An 18,433-nucleotide genomic window follows, 5' to 3' on the forward strand; every position below is an offset into this window, starting at 1 on the left:
GCATTAGCTGCTTTTTGATAGCTAATATTATCTGAAATTAAAGATTTAAAATCTATACAGGATTTAGCAGCTTCCAGATAAGAAAAGGCTGGACAACTAGACACAGTATCACTATCAAATTTAGCTGGAATATTTAATTTGTTAAAACTATTTATTTTATTGTTGTTTTGTGGTAAACTCATATCAGAATCTCCTTTTTGGTTTTGGTATGGTTTTTTGTCCTAAAAACATTTTACCATAAAACCAAGAGGAGATTCTATTTTTTTATTCAAAAAAATTTGAACTAGATTTACTGTTTAAAGACTATCATAACTGGATTCGGTATTTTTACTTGCCGAATTCAAGTTTAAGCAAAAACATTTTAGGTAATATGGATTTAGCCTGGATTGGAGTAGTTATTCTTGCTGTCTGGAATTCCAGTGGTTTTAATACGCTTTTATATCTATCTGGCTTACAAACTGTACCAGACGAGTTATATGAGGTAGCTAAAATAGATGGTGCAGGTAAGTGGGATCAGTTTAAACATATTACATTTCCATTGATTGCTCCTTTCTTCACTATTAATATTGTTATTTCTATGCGCGGCTTTTTAATGGTTTTTGATCATATTATGGCTTTGACTCAGGGAGGACCTGGACGAGCAACAGAGTCGATAACTTTACTTATTTATAATGGCGGTTTTATGGGTGGAGAATTTGCCTATCAAACTGCAAATGCAGTTGTCTTTTTAATTGTGGTTTTAACTATTTCTTTATTCCAGATCAAAGTACTGCAGAAACGTGAGGTGGATTACTAATGAAAGAGAAAACAAATTGGTGGGCGACAGGCTTACTTTTTTTAGGATCATTTATTATAATAATACCATTGTATATGGCCCTAATAGTTTCATTAAAAAACCCACAGCAGCTGGCAGAGTCTATACTTGCTGTACCTGATTCTTTTCAATTTAAAAATTATCTGGAAGCAGTAAAATTAACAAACTATTTTCAAAGTCTAAAAAATAGTGCCTATGTTACTTTACCTACTGTAGCGATTGTATTGGTTGTTAATTCGATGGTTTCTTATGCTATAGCAAGAAATATGGATAAAAAATATTTTAAATTTCTGTATTTTTACTTTATCAGTGCAATGTTTATACCGTTTCCTTTAATTATGCTTCCTTTAGTTAAAGAAATGGCAATGTTTAGTCTTGATAATCTTACTGGACTTATATTATTATATATAGTATATGCTCTTCCCTTAAATGTATTTATTTATGTAGGGTATATAAAAACTTTACCAAAAAGTATAGAAGAGGCAGCTATAATTGATGGAGCAAACGTCTGGCAAATTTTTTGGAGAATAATTTTTCCTGTTTTAAAACCTATTAATGCAACAGTAGCAATCTTAACTGCTTTAAAAGCCTGGAATGACTTTTTATTACCATTATTGATGATTAGTGACCGGTCCAGTATGACATTACCCTTAGTTCAACATGTTTTTCAATCACAGTTTAGTACTAATTATAGTTTAGCTTTTGCTTCTTATATACTTGCATTACTTCCGATGTTAGTAGTCTATATTATCGCCCAAAAGAAAATTATTAGTGGAGTTATGAGGGGCTCAGTGAAAGGATAATTAATATTATGGCAAAAGATAAAGTTAATATTTATGATGTAGCAGAAGAGGCAGGAGTTGGGATTGGAACTGTCTCAAGAGTTTTAAATAATAGTCAAAAAGTTAAGGAAGAAACAAGAGATAAAGTTCTTACTGTAATGAAGAAATTAAACTATCGACCAAATAAGTTAGCACAAAATTTGGCAAGCCAAACTGCTAATGCAATTGCGGTAGTTGTACCAACGTTTATTGATCACTACTTTGTAGAAGTATTAAAAGGGATTCAGGGTGTCCTGGAAGAAGAGAAAATAGATTTGGTATTATATAAAATAGATAAAGACAAAAATATGATGGATAAAATCCTTGATATAGTCCACAGCAAAAAAGTGGATGGTATTGCAGCTGTGACAATGGATATTTCAGAACATGATTATCAGGTTTTGCTAAAAGAAGAGATTCCTGTAGTTCTTGCTGATGAAAAAATCTCTGATTTTCATTCAATATATCTAGATGATATAAAAGGTGCTGAAATGGCAATTAATTACTTATTAGATCTTGGTCATAAAAAAATAGCATTTATAAATGGTTTAAAGGAAAGTCAACACGGAAGTAAAAGATTAAAAGGAGTAAATGATACTCTTAAATCCAGAGGGTTAAAACTAGCAACAGAACTTTTGAAATTTGGAGACTTTCATACTGAAGACGGCTATCAATCAATGAAGGAAATTCTTAGTCTTCCAAAAGATAAATGGCCGACAGCAGTTTTTGCAGCTTCTGATAACCAGGCGATTGGAGTTCTGCAGGCAATGGAGGAAAAAGGATTAAAAGCACCAGCAGATATAGCAGTAATCGGCTATGATAATATTGAACTTGCTAAATATTTAAAAATCACAACTATCTGGCAGCCCATGTATCAACTCGGACATCTGACAATAGAAATTTTATTAAAAGCGATTAATGGTCAATTGAAGGAAACCTATCATAAAGAATTAGAATTAAAGCTTGTTAAAAGGGAAACTGCTTAATCATGGTTTTTTGCTCTTTATTATTTAATTTTAACTAATATAAACATAAAGAAAAGGTGTAAATATGAACAAAGAAAATAAAAAGTACCTATTGATTGCTTTAATTTATATTGCCTTTATTTCGTTGGGGCTTCCGGATGGTTTACTTGGTGTTGCCTGGCCTGAGATGAGGGCCAGTTTTTCACTTCCTCTTGATGCTCTGGGTATTATTTTAATTGGATCTACTTCAGGTTATTTACTTTCCAGTTTTTTTAATGGATTTTTTATTAAAAAAATTGGGGTAGCTGTATTACTTGCTTTAAGCTGTCTGGCAACTGGTCTGGCTCTGATCGGCTATACTCTGGCGCCTTTTTGGTGGCTGCTGCCATTGCTGGCGGTTTTTGCTGGTATGGGAGCAGGAGCAATAGATGCGGGTTTAAATACATATGTTGAAAAACATTTTAATGAAGGATTAATGCAGTGGCTACATGCAAGTTTTGGGATTGGAATAACTATTGGTCCTATTATTATGTCCAATTCTATTAAATTTTCTGAAAGCTGGCGAACAGGTTATATAATTGTTGGAATTGCTCAAATTGGACTGGCAGTGATTTTTGCGCTGACACTTTCTCTCTGGAAAGATCCCAAAAATAAGAAGCCTGCCGGCTCTAAGCAAGCTGTAAAAAAGAATAAAGAAATTAAAATGACTCAAACCTTAACTTATTTACCTGCTCTAATGAGCATTCTTCTGTTTTTTATTTATACAGGAATTGAAATGGCGATTGGGCACTGGACCTATACTTTATTTACTGAATCCAGAGGTATTAGTACTGCTCTGGCTGGATTCTGGGTTAGTGCTTATTGGGGCTCATTTACAGTTGGTCGAATCTTAGCCGGTTTTTTAGCTTACAAATTCTTGAGCCGTAAAATTGCTAAATATGCAGCTGCTTTTGGTCTTTTTGGAAGTGCTTTAATCGCTGTTAATTTATCACAATGGTTATCACTTGTCGGGATTGCTATTACCGGGCTGGCAATAGCACCAATTTTTCCCGCATTAATTTCTAGTACTTCCTATAGGGTGGGCAAAGAACATACAACAAATACAATTGGGATGCAAATTTCAGCTGCCGGTCTTGGTGGTGCTCTGCTACCTGGATTAGCAGGTGTTCTGGCTAGAAATATTTCTTTAGAAGTTATTCCAATTTTTATCGTAGTTTTATTTATTTTATTTTTAACTATTAATAATTTAATTAAAAAAATAACAGAACAGGCTGCAGAAAAAGCAGCTTAAATGATTATAACTGGAGGTTTAAAGATGAATAAAAAATGGTGGAAAGAAGCAGTGGTTTATCAGATTTATCCCCGCAGTTTTAAAGACAGTAACAATGATGGAATTGGAGATTTACGAGGAATTATCGAGAAAATTGATTATTTAGATCAGCTTGGTGTTGATGCAGTCTGGTTAAATCCAGTCTATCAATCTCCTAATGATGATAATGGTTATGATATTAGTGATTACCGGGCGATAATGGATGAGTTTGGAACGATGGAAGATTTAGAAGAACTAATGGATTTACTGCATGAGAGAGATATTAAGTTAATCATGGATCTGGTTTTAAATCACAGTTCAGATGAACATCAGTGGTTTAAAGAATCTCGTCAAAGCAAAGATAATCCCTATCGTGACTATTATATCTGGAAAGATGGAAAAAACGGTGGGCCACCAAATAATTGGAAGTCATTTTTTGGCGGTTCTACCTGGAAGTATGATGAGCAAACAGGACAATATTATCTGCATTTATTTTCTCCCAAACAGCCTGATTTAAACTGGGAAAATCCTGAAGTGCGAGAAGATATTTATAAGATGATTAACTGGTGGCTTGAAAAAGGAGTAGATGGTTTTAGACTGGATGTTATTAATTTGATTTCCAAGGATCAGCGTTTTCCTGATGGTGCTAAAAATGGCCAGGAGGGTTATAAATATTTTGCCAATGGGCCTCGAGTACATGAGTTTATTCAGGAAATGGCCGCAAAAACTTATAATAACTATGATGCGATGACAGTGGGAGAAACACCTTTTGTTGATAAAGATGAAGCGTTAAAATTTGTAAAAGAAGAAAGACAGGAATTTTCAATGGTTATTCCTTTTGAGCATTTAGAATTCGATCGCAAAGAAGGCTGGAATAAAATCACTGACTGGGATCTAACAGAACTGAAAAATTTAATGAGTGAGTGGCAGTATAAACTGCAGGCAAATAATGGCTGGACCAGCCTTTATTTCTGTAATCACGATCAGCCAAGAATTGTTTCTCGTTATGGTGATGATGGTAAGTATCGTAAAGAATCAGCCAAAATGCTGGGAACTATGCTGCACACACTAAGAGGAACTCCTTTTATCTATCAGGGCGAAGAAATTGGAATGACAAATATCAGCTTTGAATCCTTAGATGACTTTGATGATATTGAAACCAGAGGTTATATTAAAGAGCTTCAGCAAGAAGAGAAAATGAGTGAAGCAGAAATCTTAAAAATTGCAAATTATAGAACTCGCGATAATGCACGCACTCCAATGCACTGGAATGACAGCAAATATGCAGGTTTTTCAGAGGTTAAACCCTGGCTAAAAATGAATAGAAACTATCCAGAAGTTAATGTAAAAAATGACCTGGCTGCAGCCGATTCAGTCTTTGAATATTATAAGAAAATGATTGCTCTGCGTAAAAAATATCCGGTCTTTGCTTATGGTGAATATGATATTTTACTGGCAAAAGATCAAAATATATATGCCTATCAGCGACAAGGTAAGGAAAATAATCTACTCGTTCTTTTAAATTTCAGTGAAAATGAAGCAAAATATAATTTAACTGCTGAGCTAGAAGTGGAGTCAGCAGAGCTAATTCTAAATAACTATCAGAATAAAGCTGATTTCAAGCTTCAGGACAGTTTACGACCTTATGAAGCAAGAGTTTATCTTTATTAGTATCTAATAAGCAAATAAAGGAATCTCAAGTTAATTTTGCTTGACTTTAAACAAAAAAGAATATAATATTAATGTAAGAATAGTCGCACAACTCCGAGTGTATTACAGCTAAAGCAGTTAGCCATGCTTATTACACCGACAGGGTTTAAAGGGAAATCTTTGGGCCTCCCGGAATGGAAAGGAGTGATCGATTTGGATTACATTAATTTTAATCCACCTTAAACTTCCGGTTATGCTGCCGGGAGTTATTTTTTTGGCAAATTTCTAGTTGACCTGACTTAGAAGTTAATTTAAGTCAGGAATTAGTAAAAACAAATTAAAAACAGGGGGATTACTATGTCAATTAAAAAGATTTTAGTATCATTATTAATTTTTGTGATTATTTTTAGTTCTGCTGCAGCTGCTGAGGAAGTTTTAACAATGGCTACTACAACCAGTACTGAGAACTCTGGTCTGCTGGATAAACTGCTGCCTCCTTTTGAAGAAAAATTTGATGTACGGGTAGATGTTGTCGCAGTTGGAACTGGAGCAGCTATAGAACTGGGGCGTAATGGGGATGCTGATATAATTTTTGTTCACGCCCGAGCTGCAGAAGACGAATTTGTGGCAAATGGTTACGGTATTAATAGAAGAGATGTTATGTATAATGATTTTGTTATTTTAGGCCCACCATCTGATCCAGCTGGAATCAGAAAAACTAAAACTGCAGTGGAGGCTTTTCAAAAAATTGAAGCCGAAGGAGCAGAATTTGTATCTCGAGGAGATGATTCAGGTACTAATAAAAAGGAATTATCTATCTGGGATAAGGCAGAGATTACTCCTGCTGGAAGTTGGTATTTAGAAAGTGGTCAGGGAATGGGTCCCAGTATCAATATGGCCAATGAGCGTCAGGCTTATATTTTAGCTGATCGAGGAACATATTTAGCCTACAGTGGAGATGTTGAGTTGGAGATAGTAAATAGTGGAGATCCTGAACTATTTAATCCTTATGGAATTATTCCTATTAATCCAGCCTATCATACTCATGTTAATTATCAGTTGGCAATGGCCTTTACCGGTTATCTAACTTCACAGCAGGGACAGAATATAATTAATAGCTATAAGCGCTATGGTGAACAGTTATTTTATCCATCAGCAATTGAAACAGAAAATCTGGTGAAATAAATTTCAATTTAAAAATTATAATAAATGTAGCCGGCTGTAGTTTTAATTTCTGCAGCTGGCTAATTAAATTTTATTTTCAGGAGGCAAAAAGTGGACTATTATACTGATGCAATTTTGAGAGCACTGCAATTAATTGTCAGTCTGGATTCGGAAGTGATACAGGTTGTAACAACATCACTTAAAATTTCTATTTCATCAACCCTGATTGCTTCTGTTATATCTATTCCCCTGGCAATTTTGATTGCTCGCAATAAATTTAAAACAAAGAAGTTTATAAATATTATTTTAAATACAATGCTCAGCCTGCCAACAGTTGTAGTTGGAATTTTTGTCTATTCTCTGATATCAAGAAGGGGAGTGCTGGGAGAGCTCGAACTACTTTTTACGCCAGCTGGAATTATAATTGGTCAGGTAATACTGATCGTACCCTTAATTACAGCTCTAATTAGGAATGTTATTTTTTCGATGGATGAAAAACTATATAAAACAGCAACTTCGATAGGAGCCAGCCGCTATCAAAAATTTAAACTTTTAATTTTAGAGGCCAGATATGGAATTATTGGTGCTGTTATTGCCGGGTTTGGCAGAGTTTTAGGCGAAATCGGTATTTCCATGATGCTGGGAGGGAATATTAAAGGAGTTACCAGAACAATAACTACAGCCATGTCGCTGGAAACAAATAAAGGACGTTTTGCTTTTGCTCTGGCATTAGGAATTATTTTGTTATCACTTTCATTTTTAATTAATTTTGTTACCTATTTTCTGCAGGAGGGAAAGAATTATGCAAGCCGATAAGATTATTGAAGTTAGAAACATTAAAAAGATCTGCAGTGAGAAGCTTATTCTGGATATTAATCAATTTGCTGTTTTTAAAAACAAGTTCAACTTTATTATTGGTGGAAATGGCAGTGGTAAAACATCTCTTTTAAATATTTTAAGTTTGATTGATCAGGATTACCAGGGTGAACTCTACTATAGAGGGCAGAAAATTAATCGGGATGAACAGAATTTAAAACTGAGGCGAAAATTTTCTGTAATCTGGCAGGATCCCTATCTTTACCGGGGGAGTGTTTTTTATAACATAGCTTTACCTTTAAAATTAAGAGATATTAATCAGAATATAATTGTCAGGAAAGTAAAAGCAATGGCTTCCAGGCTGGAGATTGAGAATCTGCTGGAACAGTCAGCACATACACTTTCAGGGGGGGAAAAGCAGAAAACATCAATTGCCAGGGCTCTAATTACCGATCCAGAGATTCTCTTTGTTGATGAGGCAACTACAAATTTAGATGAAGAGAGCATTCGTTTTTTCAACTCTCATTTTGCTGATCTGGTAACTGAGGAGATGACTGTAGTGATGGTCAGCCACGACCGGCGACAGATTAAAGAACTGGCAGATCAGATAACTTTACTTAAAGCTGGAGAAATAGAATTGACTCAAAAGATTGATAATTTTAAATTTGAAAACTTTGGTGCAGGAATTGCAGTTCCGGTAGCAGAATTAGTATAGTATAGAGGTGAAGAAAATGAAAAAGATCCTATTAAAAAATGCTAAAGTAGTTGATGATAAAGGAATTAGAAAGTCAGATATTTTGATTGATGATGAAAAAATTGCTGCTGAAGAGAAGAGAGGGTTCTTTGAGGAAGGAGAGCAAAAAGGAGAATTTAAAATAATTGATCTTGATGGTAAATATATTTTTCCAGGGATTATTGATGCCCATACCCATTATCTTCTTCGTTCCAGAGGAACTGTAACGGCAGATGATTTTTATCAGGGAAGTATTGCCGCTGCAGCAGGTGGAGTAACAACTGTGATAGACTATGTCGATTTTCCAGAAGATGGAGATTTTAAACGTTCAGTGGCTGCAAGAAAAAAAGAAGCAGAGGAATCGGTAATAGATTATAATTTTCATCAGATTGTTCAGGAATTCAACCCGGAAATTTCAGAAAATTTGGCTGATTTAAAAGAGCTGGGTCTTGCCAGCATTAAACTTTTTACAACTTATAAAGATGTCGGGTATATGATAGATAGAAAAATGTGGCCGGATTTATTTAAAAGGTTAAAAGAAATTAAAATCCTGCCCCAGGTTCATGCAGAAGATGATTCTTTAATTCAGGATTTAAAAGAGGTTTACAGCAGGAGAAATTTAATAGAATCCAGATATCATCCCGCAATTAGGCCTGCAGCAGCAGAAGCACTTGCTGTTAAAGATATGGGAGAAGTGGCACATGAAGTAGATATTCCAATCTATATTGTGCATTTGTCTTCAGCTGAGGGTTTAGAAGCTGTGAGAAAATTAAGAGCAGAAAAAGCTCAAGTTTATGCAGAAACAACCCCCCATTATTTAATGCTCGATAATTCCTATCTTAAGCGTGAAGATGCTCAATTATTTTTGATGACTCCACCGCTGAGAGATAAATATGATAATCAAATATTATGGCAGGGAATTAGTCAGAATGAATTTCAGGTAGTGGCAACTGATCACTGTGCTTTTAACAGAGAACAAAAAATGAAGTCCAATTCCAGTCTTGAAATTTTACCTGGTATACCGGGAACTGAAAGTTTGCTTCCCTTAATTTACAGTTCTGGTGTGAGAAACAACAGAATTACTATCCGGGAAATGGTAGAGCTGCTATCGATTAATCCGGCCAAAATATTTGGCCTTTATCCAGAAAAGGGTTCTTTAGAAATTGGCACAGACGCTGATTTAACAGTGTTTGATCCAAATGTAGAAAAAAAATTAACTGCAGAAAATTTGCATTCTGCAGCTGAGTACAGTCCCTATCAGGATTTTACAGTTAAGGGTTATCCAGTGATGACTTTTAGACGCGGCCAGCTTATTTTTGATAATAAACTGAGAGCAGAAAAAGGCAGCGGTAAATTTATTTTTGCCCACAGCTCAAGTCTTCTGTAGTCCCATCCTGATTTAGACGTTTCTGATTCATCTTAAGTGATAATTTGCAGAGACCTTCGTTAATTAACTGTTCTTCTAAGAAAATATCTTCCGGTACCTTTAGAGGGACTTCAGTAAAATCCCAGATTGCTTTAATTCCGGCCGCTACCAGGCGGTCGGTTATTTTTTGGGCAGCAGCTCCTGGTACTGTTAGAGCTGCTACATCAACTTTATTATTTTCTAAAAATCTTTCTAAATTACTGACACTCTGGATTTCAATATCATTAATTACCAGATCTATTAATTTTGGATTTTTATCAAAAATTGAAATCAGCTGATATCCTCTCTCGTTATAGCCTTTATTATAAGCAAGTGCCTGTCCCAGATGCCCAGCTCCAATAATAATAAGTTTCTTTTTATAATTAAATCCCATAATAATATTTATCTGCTGAAAAAGACAGTAGATATCATAACCATAACTTTTACGTCCAAAAGTGCCAAAATAACTAAGGTCTTTGCGAATTAGGGAGCTGCTAAAACCGGTAAGATCCGCCAGCTCTTCTGATGAAACATATTCTTTGCTTGAGCTCTGTAAATTCTTAAGATGTTGATAATACACCGGTAGACGACTGATTATTATATCAGGTATAGCATTCAGTTCTTTCCCCATAATTTAACCCCCATTAATATTGTTAAAAAAATAACATAACCTAATTATATTTTATCTTAATTGATAATTTTTTTCAACTTTGATTAGTATATTTTTCCTTATATTTAAATAAAAATACCAGTTGAATCTGCAGGCAGGATATATTTTATTTTTGACGAATTAATTAACTAAGGCTTTTAACTGAAAATTTCTTAAATAACAGCTTTTAATTTAATCATTTAGTAGCAGGAGGAGTGAAAAAATGGATAAATATAAAATTCCTATTTCAAATTTAGATTATAATTTTAAGGCAGAAGAACTTGACTTTGAGACAACCGAAGAGCTTTCTGCAATTGATGAAGAAATAATTGGTCAGACCAGAGCAGCTAATTCACTTGATTTTGGAATGAGAGTTGATAAGACAGGGTATAATATTTTTATGGCCGGTGAATCTGGGACTGGAAAATCAACTTATGCCGAAAATATGGCAGAAGAAAAATCTTCTGAGTTAGAACAGCCAAAGGATATTTTATATGTTTTTAACTTTTCTGAGCCGGAAAAGCCAAGAGTAATGAGAGTACCGGCTGGTATGGGTAATAATTTAAAGGCTGATATGGAAAAAATTGTAGAAGAATTACAGGACGAAATCCCCCGTGCTTTTGAGGGTGAAGAATATGAAGCTGAAAGAAAAGAAATTTTAAATGAATATCAACCAAAATCCAATAAAGTTATGCAGGAGTTTGAAGCTTCTGCCAGAGAAAGAGGTTTTATGCTGCAGAATACTTCGCAGGGGCTGGTTCCTGTACCAATTGATGAAGATGGAGAACCTATTTCTCGCGATGATTTTCAGGAGATGGATGAAGATAAAAAAGAAGAAATTCGAAATAAAAGTCAAAAAATACAGAATGAAATTTCGCAGGTGATGAGGGAAATTCGTTCAATTAAAGAAGAAGCACAGGATGAGCTGGCAGCTCTGGAAAAAAAGATCGGAATTTCTGTGGTTCAGCCAATTATCTGTCATCTGCAGGACAAATATGAAGAATGTGAAGAAATAGTAAATTATTTGGAAGAAGTTCAGGAAGATATTGTGGATAATATTGATCGTTTTCGCAGTAATGACGAAGAACAGCAGAATCCATTTGTTGCTATGCAGCAGTATGATGATGGTAGTTTCTTTAACCGCTATCAGATCAATATTTTTGTTAATAATAGTAAAACTGAAGGTGCACCGGTAGTTTATGAAAAAAACCCTACTTATTATAATCTTTTTGGCAAAATTGAAGGAAAGAGTCAGTTTGGGACTATCACTACCAATTTTACGATGATTAAAAGTGGAGCACTGCATCGAGCTAACGGAGGTTTTCTAATTGTTCATGCTAAGGATCTGCTGACAAATCCATTTTGCTGGGATACTCTCAAACGAGCTCTAATTAATCAGGAGATAACAGTTGAAAATATAGGAGAGCAGTACAGAAGTGTTCCGATTATTACTCTCAAACCCGAAGCTGTAAAGCTGGATTTGAAAATTATTATGATTGGTTCTCCCTATATTTATTATTTGCTGTATAATTATGATGATGAGTTTTCTGAACTCTTTAAAATAAAAGCTGATTTTGATACCGAAATGGAAAGAAACAAAAAAAATATAGCCAAATTTGCTGATTTTATTTCTTCGGTAATTAACAGGGATGAGCTCAAAGAGTTTAGTGCCGAAGCAGTTGCTGCAATGATTGATTTCAGTTCTCGCCTCACAGGAGATCGGGAGAAGCTTTCAACTAAATTTAATGAAATTATAGAAATCTTATTTGAGGCAGATGTCTGGTCAGATAGTTTTGGAGAGGATATAGTTAGTTCTGAATCTGTTAAAAAGGCGATTGAGGAAAAAGAAATGCGCTCTAATCTGCTGGAAGAAAAGATTCAGGAACAGATTGATCGAGATCACCTTTTGCTGGATGTCAGTGGAAGCGAAATAGGACAGATTAATGGGCTTTCAGTTTATCAGGCTGGTAATTATAGTTTTGGTCGCCCCGCCAGAATTACCGCCCGCAGTTATCTTGGTAAAGAAGGGGTAATTAATATTGAACGAGAAGCCAAGATGAGTGGCCGAATACACAGTAAGGGTGTTATGATCCTAACAGGTTATCTTGGTGGTAAATATGCTCAGGAGGCTCCCTTAAGTTTAACTGCTTCTATAGCTTTTGAGCAGAGTTATGGTGGTGTTGATGGGGACAGTGCAACCTGTGCTGAAGTAGTTGCCCTGCTTTCATCACTGGCCGAAATACCGGTCCGCCAGGATATAGCAATTACGGGTTCGATGAATCAAAAAGGTGTCGTTCAGCCAATAGGTGGAGTTAATGAAAAAATTGAGGGTTTCTTTAAAGTATGTCAGGCCAAAGGTCTTACGGGAGAGCAGGGAGTAATAATACCTCAGCGTAATTTAGATAATCTAATGCTGGATCAGGAAGTTATTGAGGCCATTGATCAGGGGGAATTTAATCTTTACAGTATAGAAAATATTGATCAGGCACTGGAGATTATGCTGGCAAAAGAAGCAGAAGAGATCCACAATGCTGTTAAAGAAAAGTTAGAAGAATATGCTGAACTGGAAGCTGAAAATTATGGAGATATCGAAGCAGAAACGGAAGCAGATAAAAATAATGAATCAAATGAAAATAACCAGGATCAATAATTGAAATTAAAAATAGATGCTGTAATTTATCTGGAGCAGAATGTAAAATATTTTCTTTAAAAACAGACAAAAATCAGATAGATTATAGTTAGAGGTGGAAAAGATGAAAAAACTAATAAAAAACGCAAAGATAATCTTGGAAGATAGAATAATTAATAAAGGCTCAATAATTTTTAATCAGGAAAATGCAGAGATTGAAAAAGTAGCTGCCTATAACCTCAAAGAGGATGAAAAAATGGAAGTTATAGATGCCCGGGGGGGATATCTTGCTCCGGGAATGATTGATATCCATATCCATGGAGGTGGAGGTTTTGATACAATGGATGCCTCTGCTGAAGCCTTAAATAAGATCAGTAAAGTCCTGGCGGAACATGGAATAACTTCGTTTTTGCCTACAACTATGACAATGGCAAGAGAGGAAATTCAGGCATCTCTGGAGAATATTCGTCAGGCTAAAGAAAAAGGAACAGAGGGGGCAAGAGTTTTAGGTACCCATGTTGAAGGACCATTTATCAGCTCTGAATATATTGGAGCTCAAAACAGTGAAAATTTAATTGAACCTGAAATAAAACTTCTCAGAGATTATTATGATGTAGTAAAAGTTGTAACTATGGCTCCGGAAGTTGAAGGAGCTCTGGAATTAATTGAAGAACTGCATCAGCATAAGATTACCGCTTCAGCCGGGCACTCTGCTGCAACTTATGAAGAATTTCAGCAGGCTTATCAGAAGGGAATGGACCACTTTACCCATTTATATAATGCGATGACCGGTTTGCATCACCGCCGACCGGGCCTGGTGGGAGCTGCTTTTGATTCTGATGCCACAGTTGAGCTAATAGTTGATTTAATTCATCATCATCAGGCTGTTGATCGATTTACCATTCAGGCCAAAGGTGTCGACAGAGTAATTTTAGTTTCCGATGGTATGGAAGCAACTGGACTGGCAGAGGGCGAATATGAGTTAGGTGGGCAGAAAGTAATTGTAAAAGACGGAGCAGCCCGACTTGAATCCGGTGTTCTTGCAGGTAGTGTTTTAACCCTTGATCAGGCTGTCAGAAATTTACTGGAAATTACTGACCTGTCAATTCCAGAGATATTCAGAATGGTAACCCTAAATCCTGCTCGCAAGCTTGATTTAGCTCATAAACTGGGAAGATTAAAAGCTGGTTATCAGGCAGATATAGTACTTTTTGATCAAGATTTTAAGGTTGAAAAAACCTTTGTTTCTGGGAAAAGGATAGGGCATTAATTTTAAGAAAATAAGAGTATTATCAACTTAATTTATTCTAATCGGCTATTTATAACAGGAATTCCCTTTTTGCTTTTTTGACCTTTTCTGACTTTAGATTTATAATTATAGTAGAAAATAAAGATGAAGTGTTAATCTCAATTTAATTCGGAGGTGGTTTTATGTTTGATTTAGTCCCATTTAGAAACCGCAGTCGGAGAGATGTTGTTGAAAGAGATGAAGATCCTTTCAACAGTCTGGTGTCCGGTTTCTTTGATGATGTGATGGATTTTGCCGGCCGCAGTTTTAGAGCTGATATTAAAGAAAGTGATGAAGAATATACCATTGAAGCTGAAATGCCAGGTATGAAAAAAGAAGATATTCAGCTTGAAATCAATGATGATTATCTAACTATTTCTGCTGAGCATCAGGAAGAAAAAGAAGAAAAGAAAGAAAATTATATTCGTCGTGAGAGAAGACAGGGTAAATATACCCGCAGTTTTTATCTCGAAAATGTAAATCAGGATGATATTAAGGCAGAATATGATGAAGGTGTTTTAAAAGTTCATCTGCCAAAAGAAGAAAAAACTCCTGTTAAAAAACGTACAATCGATATCGAATAAATTTTAATCAGATAATTTACCCGGCCTGCTGGTCGGGTTTATTTTTTTTTGAAAGAAAAGCTAATTGATTGAAGTATTAATAATTGTGAAGTATAATATAGTTATAGTTTATAAATATTTGATTTTTATTTCTGATTTACTGGTTTTTAGAGTAATAATTATGAAATTCTAGGAGGAATTATTTTGAATTATCCCCGGCTTGATATTTATGTAAATCAAATAGAAGAAAATGCTAATAAACTGCAAAAAGAGTTAGCAATGAAAGGAATAAAATTAACTGCAGTAGTTAAAGGTTTTGCTGGTGACTTAAATATATTTAAAGCTTATCAAAGAGCTGGAATTAAGAGCATAGCTGACTCAAGAATTGAAAATATAATAAAGTTTAGAGAAACAGGATATCAGGATGAAATTATGATGCTCAGGATACCAATGCCATCTGAAATTAATGAGATTGTTCCCTATATAGATAGTTCCCTGGTGACAGAAGCCCGAACAGCAGAGCTGTTTTCCAGAGAAGCGGCTGCTGCTGGTAAAGAAATTGACCTGATTGTAATGGTAGACATAGGGGATAGGAGAGAAGGGATTCTGGCTGAAAAATTAATTGAGCTGGCCCGGGTGATAGAATCCTTAGAAGCAGTTAATTTAAAGGGTATTGGCACCAATTTGGGTTGTTTTGCCGGTATTATACCTGATAAAAATAATACTGAAAAATTAATCACAATAAAAAAAGATCTGGAAAATCAGCTTGATCGTAAACTTGATATTTTATCAGCCGGTAATACAGCAACTCTGAGGCTATTAGAGCAAAATAGTCTGGCCTCTGAAATAACAAATTTGAGAATCGGTGAAGCTATTTTGCTTGGAACAGATATTATTAATGAGCGGCTGATTGCTGGACTTAATCATTATAATTTTCGTCTGCAGGCAGAAATTGTTGAGCTCAAAGAAAAACCTTCAAATCCTGAGGGGGAAATGGCCTTTGGTGGAGCAGGAAGGGGTCAGATTATAGAGGATAAGGGTTTAAGAAAAAGAGCAATCCTGGCAGTTGGCAAACAGGATATTGATTATCATGGACTTTATCCTCAACTGGAAGGTGTGGAAGTGCTCGGGGCCAGCAGCGATCACCTGATAACAGATATTACTGGTGTATCTAAAAAATTGAAAGTTGGAGATATTCTAACTTTCAAAATTAATTATAGTGCTATGTTGGGAGCTATGACTTCTCACTATGTTACAAAAAAATATATAAAATAAAGCGGGAGGGATATTTTTGGATTTTTATTTAATAGTTTTATTCTTATTCACCGGGATTTTACTCGGATTCTGGCTGAATCAGGATAATTATTTTGTTAAATTTGCTGATTTAATCACCAAAGGAGGGCTGATAATTCTGCTGCTTGCAATGGGAGCGAGTCTTGGCAGTAATAATCAGATTGTACTACAGCTGGGAGAGATTGGGTTTCAGGCTTTTATTTTTGCTGCTGGAAGTATAATTTTCAGCCTGCTGGCGGTTATTGTTTTTGTTAAAATTTTTGGCCTCAATAACCTGCTTTTAGGAGCTGATCCTGCAGCAGAGGCCGAAGTTGAAGAACAGGGTACTGGTAAGACAATGACTGTTTTAATTTTTAGTTCGGTTATAATTGGTATTTTAATAGGGTATTTTCTGTTAAAAGGTAATGAACAGCTTTGGCTGGATTCGCTGACAAATTATTCGCTAGCTTTACTGCTTTTTGGAGTGGGCATTGATATTGGAGCCAGTCGCGAAATTATTAATGATTTTAGATTATTGGGATGGAAATTGCTGCTGATACCGGTCTTAATTGCTTTTGGCTCACTGTTTGGAGCTCTGCTTAGTGGTCTCTTTTTTGGTTTTGGTGCTGGCGAGTCTGCAGCAGTAGGGGCTGGCTTTGGCTGGTACAGTCTTTCTGGAGTTTTAATTTCTAAACTTCACAGTGCAGAACTGGGCTCACTGGCATTTTTAAGCAATGTTTTTCGAGAACTCCTGACAGTAATCATTTTACCATTTGTCAGCAGATATTTTGGCAGTCTGGCAACAATTGCTCCCGGGGGGGCAACCACAATGGATGTTACTTTACCTCTAGTCAAAGAATCTGGTGGAGAAGCAGTTGTAATACCGGCTTTTGTTAGTGGTGCTGTGCTTTCAACTCTGGTACCTATTTTAGTACCCTTATTTCTAAATTTTTAAGCTGTAATTTGGCCAGTAAGAATTTAGATTACTTAAAGCATCAAATTTTGTAGAACATAAATATAGATTAAGATATATCAATAGAAAGGATGAATTTTATGACTAAAAAGGAGACAAGATTAAAAGAAATGAATCAAGCTCTGAAAGCATTGATTGAGCCTGAAGGAGACTGGCTTGCCAATCTAGCCAATAGTTCAGCTTTATTATTTGAGATGCTTGATGGTCTCAACTGGGCTGGATATTATATCTGGAAAAAAGATCAATTAGTTTTAGGGCCTTTTCAGGGGAAAACAGCCTGTGTTAGAATAGATGAAGATAAGGGTGTTTGTGGTACAGCCTATTCTCAGCGGAAGATAATGCTGGTCGATGATGTTCACGAATTTCCAGGTCATATAGCCTGTGATCCTAATTCTCGCTCTGAAATAGTGCTGCCTGTAATTGTGGGTGGGGAAGTAATTGCAGTTCTAGATCTGGACAGTCCTGTTAAAGCTCGTTTTGACGAGCTGGATCGCAAATATTTAAAGGAATTTGTTGAAATATTAGTTGACGAAACTAATTTTTTACCGCTGATGGAGAAATTTTAATTAGAAAAAATGTTGTTTGCATTGGCGATTAAATTTGTCAGAATACAATAGGAGGTATTATAGTTTTGTTTAAAGATAAAGAAGTGTTTCTTTTTGATCTGGATGGTACTCTGCTGAGCATTGAAGCTGAGAATTTTTTGAAGTATTATTTTGCAGCTCTTTCCTCCGAATTTGAGGACTTATGTGCAGAAAAAGAAGAATTTATTCAGCTTTTAATGGGATCAACCAATAAGATGATTCGTAATGATGGCAGCCGCACTAATCAGGAAGCTTTTATGGAAGATTTTATAGAAAAGCTGCAAATAAGTGATCGCTCTGAAGCTGATAAAATTAAATCTCGTTTTGAAAAATTTTATCAGACAAAATTTGCTGCTCTGGACCAGTATTTTGAAATTGATCGTAAAACTCCGGCTGAGATTATTGAATATTTAAAAGCAAAAAACAAAAGACTGGTTCTGGCAACTAATCCACTTTTTCCAGAAGAAGCAGTTGCAGCCAGATTGAGCTGGATTGGAATTGATGCTGCTGATTTTGAACTTTTAACCCATTATGAGAATATGAGTTATGCAAAACCAAATCCAGATTATTATCGAGAAATTTTAAATAAAATTGATGTTGAGCCAGAAGCATGTCTGATGATTGGAAATGACTTAAAGGAAGATGCTGTTGCTTCCAGGCTGGGCATAGATACTTTAATTATTGAGGATAAATTGATTGAAAGAGAAGGTAGTGACTTTGATATTAGCTGGCGTGGTAGTTTAAAGGAGTTTAAGAACTTACTGGAGGAAAAGTTATAATAAATAAAGAACCCCAGCC

Annotated in this window: 16 protein-coding genes, 2 pseudogenes and 1 riboswitch; of the genes and pseudogenes, 16 read left to right on the top strand and 2 right to left on the bottom strand. The window is 35.4% G+C overall.

The genetic code is table 11. From position 1 onward, the window contains the following. Window positions 1-182, bottom strand: a pseudogene (locus BW929_RS12730) (IS1380-like element ISTps2 family transposase); the annotation flags it as partial. Window positions 183-346: 164 nt separating this feature from the next. Here BW929_RS12730 and BW929_RS12735 point away from each other — a divergent pair. From BW929_RS12735 to hydA, 9 genes and pseudogenes are all read left to right on the top strand, one after another. Next, window positions 347-796, top strand: a pseudogene (locus tag BW929_RS12735) (carbohydrate ABC transporter permease); the annotation flags it as partial. Beyond that, window positions 796-1,617, top strand: a complete 822-nt coding sequence (locus BW929_RS12740; RefSeq protein ID WP_076545872.1) for a carbohydrate ABC transporter permease — start codon at window positions 796-798, stop codon at window positions 1,615-1,617. The pseudogene BW929_RS12735 and the gene BW929_RS12740, both read left to right, overlap by 1 nt. An 8-nt stretch (window positions 1,618-1,625) precedes the next feature. Next, window positions 1,626-2,621 carry a LacI family DNA-binding transcriptional regulator gene (locus BW929_RS12745; RefSeq protein ID WP_076545873.1) on the top strand — a complete coding sequence of 332 codons (996 nt, stop codon included), beginning with the start codon at window positions 1,626-1,628 and terminating at the stop codon, window positions 2,619-2,621. Window positions 2,622-2,685: 64 nt separating this feature from the next. After that, entirely contained in the window at window positions 2,686-3,891 is a 1,206-nt protein-coding gene (locus BW929_RS12750; protein WP_076545874.1) for an MFS transporter, read from the top strand. Window positions 3,892-3,915: 24 nt separating this feature from the next. Beyond that, window positions 3,916-5,580: a glycoside hydrolase family 13 protein gene (locus BW929_RS12755; protein WP_076545875.1), complete on the top strand. Its 1,665-nt coding sequence runs from the start codon at window positions 3,916-3,918 to the stop codon at window positions 5,578-5,580. Between the two features lie 79 nt (window positions 5,581-5,659). Then, window positions 5,660-5,780, top strand: a riboswitch (molybdenum cofactor riboswitch). A 136-nt stretch (window positions 5,781-5,916) separates the two neighbouring features. Next, on the top strand, window positions 5,917-6,744 hold the full coding sequence (locus tag BW929_RS12760; protein ID WP_076545876.1) for an ABC transporter substrate-binding protein: 828 nt from the start codon (window positions 5,917-5,919) through the stop codon (window positions 6,742-6,744). 90 nt (window positions 6,745-6,834) lie between these two features. Continuing rightward, window positions 6,835-7,539, top strand: a complete 705-nt coding sequence (locus tag BW929_RS12765) for an ABC transporter permease (RefSeq protein ID WP_076545877.1) — start codon at window positions 6,835-6,837, stop codon at window positions 7,537-7,539. After that, window positions 7,526-8,254, top strand: coding sequence for an ATP-binding cassette domain-containing protein (locus BW929_RS12770; protein ID WP_076545878.1), 729 nt, complete (start codon window positions 7,526-7,528; stop codon window positions 8,252-8,254). The genes BW929_RS12765 and BW929_RS12770 overlap by 14 nt, the downstream gene beginning before the upstream one ends. Window positions 8,255-8,270: 16 nt before the next feature. Beyond that, on the top strand, window positions 8,271-9,659 hold the full coding sequence (gene hydA / locus BW929_RS12775) for a dihydropyrimidinase (protein ID WP_076545879.1): 1,389 nt from the start codon (window positions 8,271-8,273) through the stop codon (window positions 9,657-9,659). On the opposite strand, the gene BW929_RS12780 is transcribed toward hydA, so the two are convergent. Then, entirely contained in the window at window positions 9,628-10,308 is a 681-nt protein-coding gene (locus BW929_RS12780) for a redox-sensing transcriptional repressor Rex (protein ID WP_076545880.1), read from the bottom strand. The genes hydA and BW929_RS12780 overlap by 32 nt on opposite strands. Window positions 10,309-10,549: 241 nt before the next feature. Here BW929_RS12780 and BW929_RS12785 point away from each other — a divergent pair, with 241 nt between their 5' ends. The 7 genes from BW929_RS12785 (at window position 10,550) to BW929_RS12815 (ending at window position 18,414) form a co-directional block, all read left to right on the top strand. Further along, window positions 10,550-12,976, top strand: a complete 2,427-nt coding sequence (locus BW929_RS12785; RefSeq protein WP_076545881.1) for a Lon protease family protein — start codon at window positions 10,550-10,552, stop codon at window positions 12,974-12,976. Between the two features lie 103 nt (window positions 12,977-13,079). Further along, window positions 13,080-14,225 (top strand): N-acetylglucosamine-6-phosphate deacetylase, encoded by a 1,146-nt coding sequence (gene nagA / locus BW929_RS12790; RefSeq protein ID WP_076545882.1) that lies wholly within the window; start codon window positions 13,080-13,082, stop codon window positions 14,223-14,225. Window positions 14,226-14,386: 161 nt separating this feature from the next. Beyond that, on the top strand, window positions 14,387-14,827 hold the full coding sequence (locus tag BW929_RS12795) for an Hsp20/alpha crystallin family protein (RefSeq protein WP_076545883.1): 441 nt from the start codon (window positions 14,387-14,389) through the stop codon (window positions 14,825-14,827). Between the two features lie 183 nt (window positions 14,828-15,010). Continuing rightward, the gene (locus tag BW929_RS12800; RefSeq protein ID WP_076545884.1) at window positions 15,011-16,081 is read left to right on the top strand and encodes an alanine/ornithine racemase family PLP-dependent enzyme; all 1,071 of its coding nucleotides are present in this window, start codon (window positions 15,011-15,013) and stop codon (window positions 16,079-16,081) included. A gap of 16 nt (window positions 16,082-16,097) precedes the next feature. Beyond that, window positions 16,098-17,033 (top strand): LysO family transporter, encoded by a 936-nt coding sequence (locus tag BW929_RS15395; RefSeq protein ID WP_200805248.1) that lies wholly within the window; start codon window positions 16,098-16,100, stop codon window positions 17,031-17,033. A gap of 98 nt (window positions 17,034-17,131) precedes the next feature. Continuing rightward, window positions 17,132-17,617: a GAF domain-containing protein gene (locus BW929_RS12810; RefSeq protein WP_076545885.1), complete on the top strand. Its 486-nt coding sequence runs from the start codon at window positions 17,132-17,134 to the stop codon at window positions 17,615-17,617. A 65-nt stretch (window positions 17,618-17,682) separates the two neighbouring features. Beyond that, window positions 17,683-18,414 carry an HAD family hydrolase gene (locus tag BW929_RS12815; RefSeq protein WP_076545886.1) on the top strand — a complete coding sequence of 244 codons (732 nt, stop codon included), beginning with the start codon at window positions 17,683-17,685 and terminating at the stop codon, window positions 18,412-18,414. Window positions 18,415-18,433 lie beyond the last annotated feature (19 nt).

The sequence above is a fragment of the Halanaerobium kushneri genome, assembly GCF_900156285.1.
Lineage (GTDB): Bacteria > Bacillota > Halanaerobiia > Halanaerobiales > Halanaerobiaceae > Halanaerobium > Halanaerobium kushneri.